Below are 13345 nucleotides of genomic sequence, written 5' to 3'. Positions count from 1 at the left end.
TCAGCCCCGTGCGCCGGGGGTGGGCGCCGCGATGGCGTCGGAGACGCGCGTGCCCGCCTTCGCGACGGCGCCGGCGGGCGGCTTGGCCGCCAGCATCCGCTCGAGTGCCACCCGCGCGTGGCCCGCCACCTCGTCGGGCACCGTGATGGGGTTCACCGTGCGCCCCTCGACGAGCTCCTCGAGCACCCACGCCAGGTAGCCCGGGTGGATGCGGTACATCGTCGAGCACGGGCACACCACGGGGTCGAGGCAGAAGATCTCGTGCTCGGGGTGCTCGGCGGCGAGGCGCTGCACGAGGTTGATCTCGGTGCCGATGGCGAAGCTCGAGCCGGCCGGCGCCGCCTGGATCGCCTTCACGATGAAGTCGGTCGAGCCGTAGCCGTCGGCCGAGTCGACGACCGGCATCGGGCACTCGGGGTGCACGATCACCTGCACGCCCGGGTGCTCCGCGCGCGCGGTCTCGATCTGGTCGACGGTGAAGCGCTTGTGCACCGAGCAGAAGCCGTGCCAGAGGATGACCCGGGCATCCTGCAGCTCGTCCTCGGTCGAGCCGCCGAGCGGCTTGCGCGGGTTCCACATCGGCATCTGCTCGAGCGGCACGCCCATCGCCTTCGCCGTGTTGCGGCCGAGGTGCTGGTCGGGGAAGAACAGCACGCGCTGCCCGCGCTCGAACGCCCACTCGAGCACCGTCTCGGCGTTCGACGAGGTGCAGACGATGCCGCCGCGCTCGCCGCAGAAGCCCTTGAGCGCCGCCGACGAGTTCATGTACGTGACCGGGATGACCGGCACGCGGCCGTCGGCGTCGGGCTCGGTGCCGTAGACCTCTTCGAGCTCCTCCCAGCACTCCATGACGGAGTCGAGGTCGGCCATGTCGGCCATCGAGCAGCCGGCGGCGAGGTTCGGCAGAATGACGTCCTGGTGGGCGCCCGAGAGCATGTCGGCGGTCTCGGCCATGAAGTGCACGCCGCAGAACACGATCGCCTCGGCCTCGGGCTTCGCCTTGGCGGCGTTCGCGAGCTGGAACGAGTCGCCCACGAAGTCGGCGTGCCGCACGACCTCGTCGCGCTGGTAGAAGTGGCCGAGCACGACGACGCGGTCGCCGAGCGTGGCCTTCGCGGCTTCGATGCGCTCGTGCAGCTCGTCCTGCGACGCGGTGCGGTACGACTCCGGCAGGTCGCCCTGGCGGGGCGAGCCGGTCGGGATCACGTCGCCCATCGAGGACCCGGGGCCGTAGCCGATCGGCCCGCGGTCGAACTCCCAGGGGCCCTTCGCGAGCTCGGGCGTGCAGGTCTCGCCGGTCGTCGCGCCGGTCTGGATGAGCCGGATGCTGCGGTCGACGGATGCCGCGCGACGGACCTGTGCCTCGTCGCGGGCGGGGGGCGTTGCGATGGTCATGCTCTCATCCTCGGGTGGGGCAGGATCGGGTCGGTTGCGTCCCGATCGGGGTGCGCGCCGTTGCCGAGCGCGCGGGTTCTGGCGAGCGGCCCGGCGTCGGCCAGGTCGATCGAGGCGTCGTAGCGGTAGAGCTTCGGCGGCCGGTGCGGGGTGCCCGACAGGCGCTCGCCGGTGTCGACGAGCGTGCCGGACGCTTCCATCGTGCGACGGAAGTTGGCGGGGTCGAGCCGACGCTGCAGCACGGCCTCGTGCACCTCGCGCAGCTGCGCGAGGGTGAAGGTGTCGCCGAGGAACGCGTGCGCGATGCGCGCGTACTCCATCTTCGTGCGGAGGCGCCAGAGCGCGTACTCGACGATGCGGTTGTGGTCGAAGGCGAGGCGACCGAGCGAGTCGGCGGCGCACCAGCGCACGTTCTCGTCGGTCGTGGCGCGCTCGGCCTCGTCCGACTGCACGAGCGCCCAGTACACGACCGACACGACACGGCCGCCGGGCGAGCGCCCGAGCGCGCCGAACGTGTAGAGCTGTTCGAGGTACTTGGGGGAGAGGCCGGTGGTCTCGCCGAGCGTCCTGGCCGCGGCATCCGACAGCTCCTCGTCGTCGGGCAGCCAGCCGCCGGGCAGTGCCCAGTCGTCGAGGTACGGATCGCGCGTGCGGCGCACGAGGGGGATCCAGAGCGAGGGCAGGCCGGATGCCTCGTCGCGGCGCAGCGCGAAGATCACCGTCGACACGGCGAGGCGTGCGTCGTGCGTGCGCGCAGGCTCCAGCGGCATCCGCCCCACCCCTAAGTGTCACTCTGACTCGAAGCTCCAGCCATCTTAGTGTCACCCTGACCCGAACACCAAACCGCCCGCGCCCGCGACCACGCGAGATGCGTGCGGGGGATTCGCGGGTTCGGTTGGTAGGCTGTGCGCACAATCGCATATCGGGCCATCGACGCGTTGCGGGAGAGCCGGCTGGGCCGGCACCGAAGGAGCAAGCCTCCCCGCCAATCTCTCAGGTCACAGACCGCAGCGAGCAGGCCGCTCTGAAAAGCGGATGCCATGAGCATCCCGCCCACGGTGAAAGCGACCCCACGGGGCCGTGAAACTCTCAGGCACATGACAGAGGGGAGTTCTCGACCGCGGCAGCATGCCGCGCGCGCCGTGCGACGACAGGAGAACTCCATGACCGAACGCCTGAGCCCCCTCGATGCGATCCACCGCGCCGCCGGCGCGACCTTCACCGACTTCGCGGGCTGGCAGATGCCCGTGCGCTACTCGTCGGACCTCGCCGAGCACAGGGCGGTGCGCACCGCAGCCGGCCTGTTCGACCTCTCGCATATGGGCGAGATCGTGGTCGTCGGCCCCGAGGCCGACCGCGCGCTCGACTACGCGCTCGCCGGGAAGCTCTCGGCCAGCGTCGAGGGCCAGGCGAAGTACACCCTGCTGCTCGCCCGCCACGGCGGCGTGATCGACGACCTCGTCGTCTACCGCACGGGTGCCGACCGCTACCTCGTCGTCGCCAATGCGGCCAACGCCGAGCACGTCGCCGACGAACTGCGCGCCCGCACCGCGCCGTTCGACTGCGAGGTGTTCGACGAGTCCGACGACATGGCGCTCATCGCCGTGCAGGGGCCGAAGGCCCTCGAGATCCTCACGAACACGCCCGGCTTCGGCATCCAGGGCGACGGCAACGACCACGACGACTTCGTGCATGCCGTCACGGGCATGAAGTACTACCGCGCGGTCGCGGCCGAGTACGCCGAGCAGCCCGTGCTCGTCGCCCGCACCGGCTACACGGGCGAGGACGGCTTCGAGCTCTACGTCTCGCCCGACCAGGCGCCCGCCCTCTGGGAGGCGCTCGCAGAGACGGGCGAACCGCACGGCCTCGTGCCCGCGGGCCTCGCGAGCCGCGACACGCTGCGCCTCGAGGCGGGCATGCCGCTGTACGGCCACGAGCTCACGCGCGACACCTTCCCGGCCCAGGCGGGGCTCGGCCGCGTCGTCGCGCTCGGCAAGGAGGTCGACTTCGTCGGCCGCGCCGCGAGCGAGGAGGGGCCGGCGGCGGATGCCCCGGTGCTGGTCGGACTCGCGAGCGAGGGCCGCCGCGCGGGCCGCGCGGGGTACGCGCTCTTCGACGGCGATGGGGCGGATGCCTCCGAGGTCGGCGTGATCACGAGCGGCGCGCTGTCGCCCACGCTCGGCCACCCGATCGCCATGGCCTACGTGGCCCCGCGCCACGCGGCGACGGGCACCACCCTGTACGTCGACGTGCGCGGCACGCGCATCGCCGCATCCGTCGTCGACCTGCCGTTCTACCGCCGCGAGAAGTAAGGCGTCGCCCACCGGCATCCGCCATCGCCAGCCACCACGAACCGCACCGCACCGCACCGCACGAGCACCGCGAACCATCACCCGAGGGGAACCCCATGACCGACCTGAACGACCTGAAGTACACCAGCGACCACGAGTGGGTGCTGATCGACGAGGACCCCGCCGAGGGCGTCGACGCCGGCGGTGTGGTGGTGGGCATCACCGCCTACGCGGCCGACAAGCTCGGCGACGTGGTCTTCCTCGAGCTGCCCGAGGTCGGCACGGCCGTCGCCGCGGGCGAGGTCGTGGGCGAGATCGAGTCGACCAAGTCGGTGGGCGAGCTGATCTCGCCGGTCGACGGCACGGTCACCGAGGTCAACGAGCGTGCGGTCTCCGAGCCCGAGCTGCTCAACAGCGACCCGTTCGGCGACGGATGGCTGATCAAGGTCACGGTCGCGGAGATCCCCGGCGACCTGCTGAGCCTCGAGCAGTACCGCGAGGTCACGGGCGAGTGAGCGACACGTACGACCTCGACGCCTTCGGGCGCCGGCACATCGGCACCACCCGCGACGACCAGCGCCTCATGCTGGCGACCCTCGGCTACGACTCGCTCGACGCGCTCGTCGACGCGGCCGTTCCGAGTGCGATCCAGATGCGCGAGGTCATCTCCTCGTCGATCCCCGAGGCGGCGACCGAGCTGCGGGCGCTCGCCGAGCTGCGGGCGCTCGCCGACGAGAACACCGTGCGCACGTCGATGATCGGCCTCGGCTACTTCGGCACGATCACCCCGGCCGTGATCCAGCGCAACGTGCTCGAGAACCCGTCCTGGTACACCGCGTACACGCCGTACCAGCCGGAGATCTCGCAGGGCCGCCTCGAGGCGATGCTGAACTTCCAGACCATGGTCGCCGACCTCACCGGGCTCGACACGGCCAACGCGTCGATGCTCGACGAGGGCACGGCGGTGGTCGAGGGGATGCTGCTGGCCCGCCGCGCATCGAAGGCGAAGACGAGCCGCTTCGTGGTCGACGCCGACGCGCTGCCGCAGACGCTCGCGCTGCTGCGCTCGCGCGCCGAGGCCGTGGGCATCGAGCTCGCCGAGCTGCCGCTTGCCGACACCGACCCGTCCGAGCTGGGGGAGTGCTTCGGCGCGTTCGTGCAGTACCCCGGTGCGTCCGGCCGCATCTGGGACCCGACGGCCGTGTTCGAGGCCGTGCACGCGGGCGGCGGCATCGCCGTCGCCGCAGCCGACCTGCTCGCGATGACGCTCGTCACCCCGCCCGGCGAGCTCGGCGCCGATGTCGCGGTCGGCACCTCGCAGCGCTTCGGCGTTCCGATGGGCTTCGGCGGTCCGCACGCGGGCTACATGGCCGTGCGGAAGGGGCTCGAGCGCCAGCTGCCCGGGCGACTCGTGGGGGTGTCGCAGGATGCCGCGGGGCATCCGGCCTACCGGCTCAGCCTCCAGGCGCGCGAGCAGCACATCCGTCGCGAGAAGGCGACGTCGAACATCTGCACTGCGCAGGTGCTGCTGGCCGTGATGGCGTCGATGTACGCGGTGTACCACGGCCCGCGCGGCCTGCGAGCGATCGCGGCCCGCACCGCGGGAATGGGGCACCTGCTCGCCGACTTGCTCGCCGACCTCGGCCAGACGGTCGTGCACGACGCCTACTTCGACACGATCCGCGTGGTCGTGCCGGGCACCGCCGACCGAGTGGTCGAGCGCGCCCGCGAGCTGGGCGTGCACCTGTGGGCCGCCGACGAGGCGACCGTGCAGGTCTCGGTCGACGAGACCACCACGTTCGACGAGCTGCACCTCGTGACGCGCGCCTTCGGCGGGCCCGAGGAGCGCGGTTCGATCGCGCTGGAGGGCACCGCGATCCCGGCTGCACTCGAGCGCACCACCGCCTACCTCGAGCACCCGGTGTTCAACACGCACCACTCCGAGACGGCGATGATGCGGTACCTGAAGCTCCTCGGCGACCGCGATTACGCGCTCGACCGCGGCATGATCCCGCTCGGTTCGTGCACCATGAAGCTGAACGCGGCCACCGAGATGCAGGCCGTCACCTGGCCGGAGTTCGCGAACCTGCATCCGTTCGCCCCCGAGGCCGACGTGGTCGGCTCGCTCGCGCTGATCGAGCAGCTCGAGTCGTGGCTCGCCGAGGTGACCGGGTACGACACCGTGTCGCTGCAGCCGAACGCGGGCAGCCAGGGCGAGCTCGCGGGCCTGCTCGCGATCCGCGGCTACCACCGTGCGAACGGCGAGGCGGAGCGCACGGTGTGCCTCATCCCGCAGAGCGCGCACGGCACCAACGCGGCATCCGCCGTGCTCGCCGGCATGCGCGTGGTGGTCGTGGCCTGCGACGACCGCGGCAACGTCGACCTCGACGACCTGCGCCAGAAGATCGACGCCAACGCGGCCGAGATCGCCGCGCTCATGATCACCTACCCGTCGACGCACGGCGTCTACGAGCACGACGTGATGGACATCACGCAGGCTGTGCACGACGCAGGCGGCCAGGTCTACGTCGACGGCGCGAACCTCAACGCGCTGCTCGGCACGGCACGGTTCGGCGACTTCGGCGGCGACGTGTCGCACCTCAACCTGCACAAGACGTTCTGCATCCCGCACGGCGGCGGCGGCCCCGGCGTCGGCCCGGTCGCGGCGAAGGCGCACCTCGCGCCGTACCTGCCCGGCCACCCGATGGCGCAGCGCGCCGACCACCGCGAGCTCGTGCACGGCGGCGGCCCGGTGTCGGCGGCGCCGTACGGCAGCCCATCGATCCTGCCGATCTCGTGGGCCTACATCCGCATGATGGGCTCCGAGGGGCTGCGCGAGGCGACGGCCGCCGCGGTGCTCGCCGCGAACTACGTCGCCGAGCGCCTGCGCGACCACTACCCGGTGCTCTACACGGGCAACAACGGGCTGGTCGCGCACGAGTGCATCATCGACGTGCGCCCGCTCACCCAGGCGACCGGCGTCACGGTCGACGACGTGGCGAAGCGCCTCATCGACTACGGCTTCCACGCGCCGACCATGTCGTTCCCGGTCGCGGGCACGCTCATGGTCGAGCCGACCGAGTCGGAGGACCTCGCGGAGCTCGAGCGCTTCGTCGAGGCGATGATCGCGATCAAGGCCGAGGCCGACGCGGTGGGCCGCGGCGAGTTCCCCGCCGACGACAACCCGCTGCGCAACGCCCCGCACACGGCCGAGTCGATCGCGGTCGGCGAGTGGACCCACCCGTACACGCGCGAGCAGGCCGTCTTCCCGGTGCACTCGCTCGTGCGCACGAAGTACTGGCCGCCGGTGCGCCGCGTCGACCAGGCCTACGGCGACCGCAACCTCGTCTGCGCGTGCCCGCCCGTGGAGGCGTTCGCGTAGGGGCCGAGCGGATGCCGCGGGGCGGGCCGGCTCAGTCCCGGCTCGCCCGAGCGGCGGAGGCGACCGCCGCCGCCTCCGTGCGAGACCCCACTCCGAGCTTGCGCAGCACGGCGGAGACGTGCACGCTCACGGTCTTGCCGCTGATGAAGAGCCGCTCGCCGATCTCGCGGTTCGACAGCCCCTCGGCGACGAGGTCGAGCACCTGCTGCTCGCGCGCGGTGAGCTCGGCGTCGCCGCGCCCGGTGCGGTCGGCGGATGCCCCGAGCCGCAGCCCCGCACGCCCGGTGACGTCGTCCGCCATCCGCACGACCAGGCCGCTCCCGAGCGTCTCGGCCTCGGCGCGACCCCGGGCGAGGCGCTCGGCTGCGGCCTCGCGGTCGCCGGCGTCGAGCAGCGCCGTGCCCTGGCGCACCAGCCCGTAGCCGAACAGGTGCCGGTGGCCGTTGCCCGCGGCGAGCAGGTCGAGCGCGGGCTGCCACGCGTGCGCGCGCTCCGCCGGGTCGTCGGTCAGCTCGGCGTTCGCGATCGCGGTCCACACCGGGGCCGACTCCCAGTGCTGCAGGGCGTCGAGGGCTGCGCGCAGGTCATCGGGCGGTCGCAGGGGAGCCACGCCGAGATCGCGCATCGCGCCCACGGCGCGTGCGGCGGTGGCGAGGTGCAGCAGTCGATCGGCGGGCCGGTCGTCGCGTCCGTCGAAGATGATCGGCTCGAGCCGGGCGAACGCGGCCGCGGGGTCGCCGTTCGCGAGCAGCAGCTCCGCCTCGTCGTACGCGGCGCCGGTCTCCACCTGGCGTTCGATGCGCCCGACCTCGTCGCGACGGGCGCGGATCATCCGGTTCCACTCGTTCGCAGCGTCGAGGTCGCCCGACCACACGAGCATCCAGAGCTGCATGTGCTCCAGGAACCTGCGGAACGCCATCGGCGCGTCGGAGCGCAGCGTGCGGTCCAGGATGCGTCGGGCGCGGTCCCACTCGCCGAGTGCGAAGAGCGGTTCGGCCGCGTTCGAGGAGAGCATCACGCCGGTGCCGCGCTCCTCGCCCCGCTCCCGGGCCTCCTCGAGCGCGGACTCCGCCACTTCGACGGCCTCCCGGTATCGGCCGAGCTGGAGGAGCGAATCCGACAGGTTGATCGCGAGGCGCACGCGCGGTGCCCAGTCGTCGCCGGCGAACTCACGTGCTTGGGCGAATCGCTCCATGCCCTGCTCGACGCGACCCCAGTCGACGAGTGCGACTCCGGCGATGTTGGCACCGATGGATGCCGCGCGGTGCCCGTCCTCGCCGGCCGACGCTCCCACCTCGAGTGCGCGCTCGGCGATGTCGAGCGTGTCGTCGCTGCCCTGCATCATGTGCGCGGCGCTCAGGTCCGCGAGGATCTCGGCGCGCAGGACGAGTGCCTCGTGCGACGGATCGTCGGCGATGAGCGCGAGCCCGCGCTCCATGAGCGCCAGCGCACCGGGCTCGCCGATGCGGTACAGGTCGCGACCGTTGTCTCCGAGCAGGCCTGCCATGAGCAGCGGGTCGTCGCCCGCGGATTCCATCGCGAGCTCCGTGAGCGGAATCGCGCGAACGGCGTTGCCCGCGGCGCGGTGCGCGTGCGCCGCGGCCTGGAGCAGGTCGACGCGCGACATGCCGGCGACGGCCTCGGCGTCGGCCACCTGGTCCCAGATGTCGATCATGCGTTCGGCCATCGCCGCGACCGTCGACATCGCGTACGAGCGCTCGGATTCCTCGATCGCGCGTCGGGCCGCCGCGAACGCCTCGTCGTATCGTCGTGCGGCCAGGAAGTGCGTCGAGATCTCGACGTCGATGCCGGGTCCGGGCCGCGACTGCAGCGCCTCGGCGTACCGCGCGTGGTACCGCGAGCGCTCGCCGGGCATCAGCTCGCCGTCGACGACCTCGCGCACGAGCGCGTGCCGGAACGCGTAGCCCGATCGGTCGGTGACGAGCAGCCCGCCGTCGACCGCCTCGCGGATCGCGCGCTCGAGCGACTCGGTTTCGCCGCCGTGCACGGACTCGAGCAGTTCGTGCTCGACCCGCACGCCGCCCACCGCCATGAGCCGGAGCGCGGCCCGCGTGTCGCTCGAGAGGCGCTCGTACCGTGCCGCGAGCAGGTCGGTGAGCGAGTGCGGCAGGTCGTGTGCGCTCGCTCCGAGCAGTTCCTCGACGAAGAAGGGGATGCCTCCGCTGCGCGCGTAGAGCTCGTCGACCCGGTCGGCGTGCGCGACGCCCGCCATCTGCTCGACGCCCTCCCGGGTCAGCCGGGGCAGTTCGATGCGCGAGACGGCGCGCAGGCGGTCGAGTTCCGCGAGGTCGGTGCGCAGTCGGTGCCCGCGCGGCAGTTCGGCGGTGCGGGCGGTGAGTACCAGCATGGCGCGGGCGTCGCGCACGAGGCGGATGGCGTACTGGACGACGGCCATCGTGGAGGCATCCGCCCAGTGCACGTCCTCGATGACGAGCACGAGCGGCCGCCGCTGCGAGAGCGTCTCGACCAGGCGCAGGAAGCCCTCCTCGAGCAGGCCCGCGCCACCGGTCGGCGGACCGTCGCCGCCCCCGGGAACAGGGTGCGGAGTGCGTCGGCCGAGGGTCCGGCGGCGTCGCGCGCAGCCGGTTCGCCGAACTCCCGCACCAGCGCTCGCACGATCGAGCGGATCGGGATGAGTGGCGCCCCCGCGTCCGCGAGTTCGATGCACTGCCCGCGGGCGACGAATGCCTCGTCGACGCCCGCGGTGAACTCCTCGACGAGCCGGCTCTTGCCGATGCCCGCCTCGCCGCCGACGAGCACGACCTGCGGGTCGCCGTGCATCGCCGCCACGAGCGCGTCGCGCAGCGCCTGCATCTCGGCGCGCCGACCCGCCATGCTGCGAGTCGGTGCGGCGCCCACGGCGTCATCCTCCCACAGCGGTGCGGCCCGCGGTCGTGACCACGGGCCGCGTGCCGACGACCTGCTCAGAGGTGCTTGGTGCGCATGACCACGGCGTGGTGGTGCACGCGTGCGAGGTGACGGATGCGGAGGCGACGGCGGGCCCGTTGGTACCCGCGCACGAGTGCCCGGTCGATGCGGTGCCACGCATGCTCCGGCAGCTGGCCGCGCTCGGCGGCGACGCGCCGGTGCTCGAGGTCGGTGGCCTGGCGCTTGGCCTCGTGGGCGTAGAGCGCCTCGGCGACGACGGTGTTCGCGTAGTACATGATCCGATTCCCCCTGTGTGCGGCTCGTCGGGATCGTGCCGCCACCACTTCAGGTTGCCGCGACCCGCCGACGTCCGCATCGGCGGGTGCACCGGTCCGTCCTGCGGTCCGCGCGCACGCCGGCTCGGTGCGTGCCGGGGGACGTGTCCGTGCCAGCCGTCGTCCGCGCTGGTGCGTGCACCGAGGTCGCCCGGGTCCGGATCGAGCCGGGTTCGCCTCAGGACGCGCGGGTTCCCGTGGCTGCGCGCGCGAGCACCGCGGCCTCCGTGCGGCTGGACACGTCGAGCTTGCGCAGCACCGCGGAGACGTGGACGCTGACGGTCTTGCCGCTGATGAAGAGGCGTTCGCCGATCTGCCGGTTCGACAGGCCCTCGGCGACGAGGTCGAGGACCTGGCGCTCGCGTGCGGTGAGCTCGTCGTCGGGGACCGGCTCGTCGCGCGTGAGCGCGCCCCGTCGTGCGACGTCATCGGCGAGTCGCACGACGAGGCCGGCCCCCAGCGCGCGCGCCGCGTGGTCGCCGTCTCGCAGCGAGGCGGCGGCAGCGGACCTGTCGCCGCTCGCCAGCAGGTTCTCGGCTCGGCGCACCAGCGCATAGGCATGCAGGTGCCGGTGGCCGTGGTCGTCGAGCATGGCGGACGCGGCGTCGGCGAAGCGCTCGGCCGCGTGTTCGGGGTCGGGCTCGAGCTCCGCGCGGATGAGGGGCTCCCACGCGGGTGCCGACTCCCAGTCGTGCAACGGGGACAGCGCCGCGGAGAGGCGGCGGGCGACGGGACCGACATCCGCGCCCGAGGAACGCAGGGCGGCGACGGCTCGTGCGCCGCAGGCGAGCAGGTGCAGTCGGTCCGCCGCGCGGTCCGTCATGCCGTCGTGGGCGAGCGGACCGACCACCGCGAGGGCGCGGTCCGCGTGACCGTCGGCAAGGAGCTCCTCGGCCTCGTCGATGGCGAGGCCGAACTGCAGCTGCCGTTCGAACCGGGCGACCTCCGCGAGCCGTCGCCCGAGTCGCTCCCGCAGGACGCGGGCGTCGGCGAGCTCGCCCCGCCAGTGCAGCATGCGCCAGCGCATGCGCTCGAAGTACCGCTGACCGTCGCGCCACTCGTCCCGGACGTCGGCCGTCGCGATCACCCCGTCCGCCGTCTCCCAGTCGCCGAGGGCGACGAGCGCCTCGGCGGCGTTGGCCGAGAGGGCGGTCCCGGCGGCGGCTCCGAGCACTCCGCGCCGACGTGCCTCGCCGATGGCGCCGAGGGCGAGATCCCGGGCCCGTGCGTGGCGCCCGAGCAGGATCATGGCGTCGGAGACGTTCACCGCGTACCGAACCCGATTCCGCCAGGCCACCGGGTCCATCGCGAGCGAGCGCTCGAAGCGGTCCAGCGATTCCTCCACCCGGCCCGATGCAAGCAGCACCGACGCTGCGAGGTTGTCGGCTCGTGCGGCCTCGTCCGTACCGTCCGTGCCGATGGCGGGGCCTTCCGCAACCGCCGCGTCGGCGGCGGCGAGCGTGCGCTCGAGGTCGCCGAGCAGCAGGTACGCGCCCGCCTGCGCCGTGAGCACCCGCACGCGCTCCAGCGGCGCCGCCGGCGTGTCGTCGGCGTCGACCAGAGCGAGCGCCTGTCCGAGCAGCCGCTCCTCGCCCGGGCGCCCGAGCAGCGACCACAGCGCTCCCTGGGTCCGGATCAGGGCGGATCGGGTGGTGAGGTCGCCCGGATCCACGATCTCGAGGCACTGCTCCACCAGTTCGAGGGCCCGCGCGTCGTCGCCGACGTCGGAGTGGAGGTCGGTGACCCTCCGTGCGACCCCGATCCGGTCGCTTCCCGCTCGACCGTCGGGGTCGTCGACCACGTCCCACAGCTCGAGCACCCGGTCGCCCATGGCTGCGGCCGTGGTCAGCGCGAAGCTCGATTCCGCATCCCGCAGGCCACGCAGCGCGGCGTCGAACGAACGGCCGAAGTCTCGCGCCTCCAGCCAGTGGGCGGATGCCTCGACAGCGGCACCGCGTTCGTCGCGACGATCGTCGAGCAGCTCCGCGAACTGACGATGGTGGCGCGCGCGCTCACCGGGGAGCAGGTGGCCCTCGATCACGTCGCGCAGCAGTGCGTGACGGAACGCGTACGCCGTCGCGTCGGCGACCACGAGCCCGCGGTCGATCGCCTGCCGCATCGCGTCCTCGAGCCCGTCGTCGTCGAGCCCCGCTGCGGCCGCGAGGTCGGCGTGGTCGACTCTGACGCCTCCCACGGACATGATCCGCAGCACCCGGCGCACCTCGGGCGGCACCGATTCGTAGCGTGCGGTCAGGAGGTCGTCCAACGAACGCGGAACACCCCCGTCCGCCGCATCCATCTCCTCGACCAGGAAGGGGATGCCTCCGCTGCGCCGGTGCAGCTCGTCGGCACGCGCGGGGTCGCTGCAGAGCCGTGCCACGTCGTCTCGGTCGAGCGGCGCGAGCTCGATGCGGACGGCCCGGGGGAGGCGCTCGAGCTCGGCGAGCACGCCGTGCAGTGCATGACCTCGCGGGACGTCTGGCGTCCGCACGGTGAGCAGCAGCAGTAGGCGCGCGTCCGCCGCTGCGCGGGCCAGGTAGGCGAGCGCGTGTATGGACGGGGTGTCGGCCCAGTGCAGGTCTTCGACCACGACCACGACGGGCCGCTCGTCACCCGCGGCCGCGAGTGCGGAGGCGAGCGCCTCGTAGAGCATCCCCGATCCGCCGCCGGGCGCGGACCGGCCGGGGCGGAGCGCGTCGAGTGCGTCGGTGCCGCCGGCGGCGTCGCGGAGGCCCGTCTCGCCGAGCTCGTCGGCGAGACGGCGCACGATGGGGCGCAGCGGCTGGAACGGGAGCCCGTCGTCGCCGAGTCCGACGCATCGGCCGATCAGCACGAGCGGGTGATCGCCGACGCGCGCGAGGAACTCCTCGACGAGCCGGCTCTTGCCGATGCCGGGCTCGCCTCCGATGACGACGCACCTGGTGTCCCCGTCGGCAGCGGCGTGCGCGGCGTCGAGCAGCACGGTGAGCTCGGCGTCGCGGCCGACCATCGTGTTCCGCGTCGGGACGTGGGTCATGTCCGCTCGCCTCCCATGGCGCCATCCGGCGGCGCCG

General features: G+C 72.9%; 8 protein-coding genes, 1 pseudogene and 2 riboswitches. Of the genes and pseudogenes, 3 read left to right on the top strand and 6 right to left on the bottom strand.

Features of this window, described 5'->3' with window-relative positions:
- Together nadA and QUE38_RS01890 are read right to left on the bottom strand one after the other, a co-directional pair.
- Window positions 1-1395: a quinolinate synthase NadA gene (gene nadA, locus QUE38_RS01895; protein ID WP_286309889.1), complete on the bottom strand. Its 1395-nt coding sequence runs from the start codon at window positions 1393-1395 to the stop codon at window positions 1-3.
- Window positions 1392-2165, bottom strand: coding sequence for an NUDIX hydrolase (locus tag QUE38_RS01890; RefSeq protein WP_286309888.1), 774 nt, complete (start codon window positions 2163-2165; stop codon window positions 1392-1394). Before QUE38_RS01890 ends, nadA begins: the two co-directional genes overlap by 4 nt.
- A gap of 161 nt (window positions 2166-2326) precedes the next feature.
- Window positions 2327-2413: riboswitch (glycine riboswitch) on the top strand.
- Window position 2414: 1 nt separating this feature from the next.
- Window positions 2415-2506: riboswitch (glycine riboswitch) on the top strand.
- Between the two features lie 52 nt (window positions 2507-2558).
- On the opposite strand from QUE38_RS01890, the gene gcvT reads away from it, so the two are divergent.
- From gcvT to gcvP, 3 genes are all read left to right on the top strand, one after another.
- Entirely contained in the window at window positions 2559-3707 is a 1149-nt protein-coding gene (gcvT, locus tag QUE38_RS01885; RefSeq protein WP_286309886.1) for a glycine cleavage system aminomethyltransferase GcvT, read from the top strand.
- Between the two features lie 95 nt (window positions 3708-3802).
- Window positions 3803-4201: a glycine cleavage system protein GcvH gene (gene gcvH / locus QUE38_RS01880; protein ID WP_286309885.1), complete on the top strand. Its 399-nt coding sequence runs from the start codon at window positions 3803-3805 to the stop codon at window positions 4199-4201.
- A 68-nt stretch (window positions 4202-4269) separates the two neighbouring features.
- Window positions 4270-7068 carry an aminomethyl-transferring glycine dehydrogenase gene (gcvP, locus tag QUE38_RS01875; protein WP_433996964.1) on the top strand — a complete coding sequence of 933 codons (2799 nt, stop codon included), beginning with the start codon at window positions 4270-4272 and terminating at the stop codon, window positions 7066-7068.
- A 31-nt stretch (window positions 7069-7099) separates the two neighbouring features.
- Here gcvP and QUE38_RS01870 read toward each other — a convergent pair whose 3' ends face one another.
- From QUE38_RS01870 to QUE38_RS01860, 4 genes and pseudogenes are all read right to left on the bottom strand, one after another.
- Window positions 7100-9526 carry a helix-turn-helix transcriptional regulator gene (locus QUE38_RS01870; RefSeq protein WP_286309883.1) on the bottom strand — a complete coding sequence of 809 codons (2427 nt, stop codon included), beginning with the start codon at window positions 9524-9526 and terminating at the stop codon, window positions 7100-7102.
- A gap of 152 nt (window positions 9527-9678) precedes the next feature.
- Window positions 9679-9870: pseudogene (locus QUE38_RS17350) on the bottom strand (AAA family ATPase); the annotation flags it as partial.
- 143 nt (window positions 9871-10013) lie between these two features.
- Window positions 10014-10253, bottom strand: a complete 240-nt coding sequence (locus QUE38_RS01865; RefSeq protein WP_286309882.1) for a hypothetical protein — start codon at window positions 10251-10253, stop codon at window positions 10014-10016.
- Window positions 10254-10470: 217 nt separating this feature from the next.
- Window positions 10471-13308 carry a helix-turn-helix transcriptional regulator gene (locus QUE38_RS01860; protein ID WP_286309881.1) on the bottom strand — a complete coding sequence of 946 codons (2838 nt, stop codon included), beginning with the start codon at window positions 13306-13308 and terminating at the stop codon, window positions 10471-10473.
- Window positions 13309-13345 lie beyond the last annotated feature (37 nt).

Origin of the sequence: Agromyces mangrovi (assembly GCF_030296695.1) — a bacterium.
Lineage (GTDB): Bacteria > Actinomycetota > Actinomycetes > Actinomycetales > Microbacteriaceae > Agromyces > Agromyces mangrovi.
The sequence above is the reverse complement of the archived record's forward strand: the minus strand, read 5'-3'. Positions and strand labels throughout refer to the sequence as shown.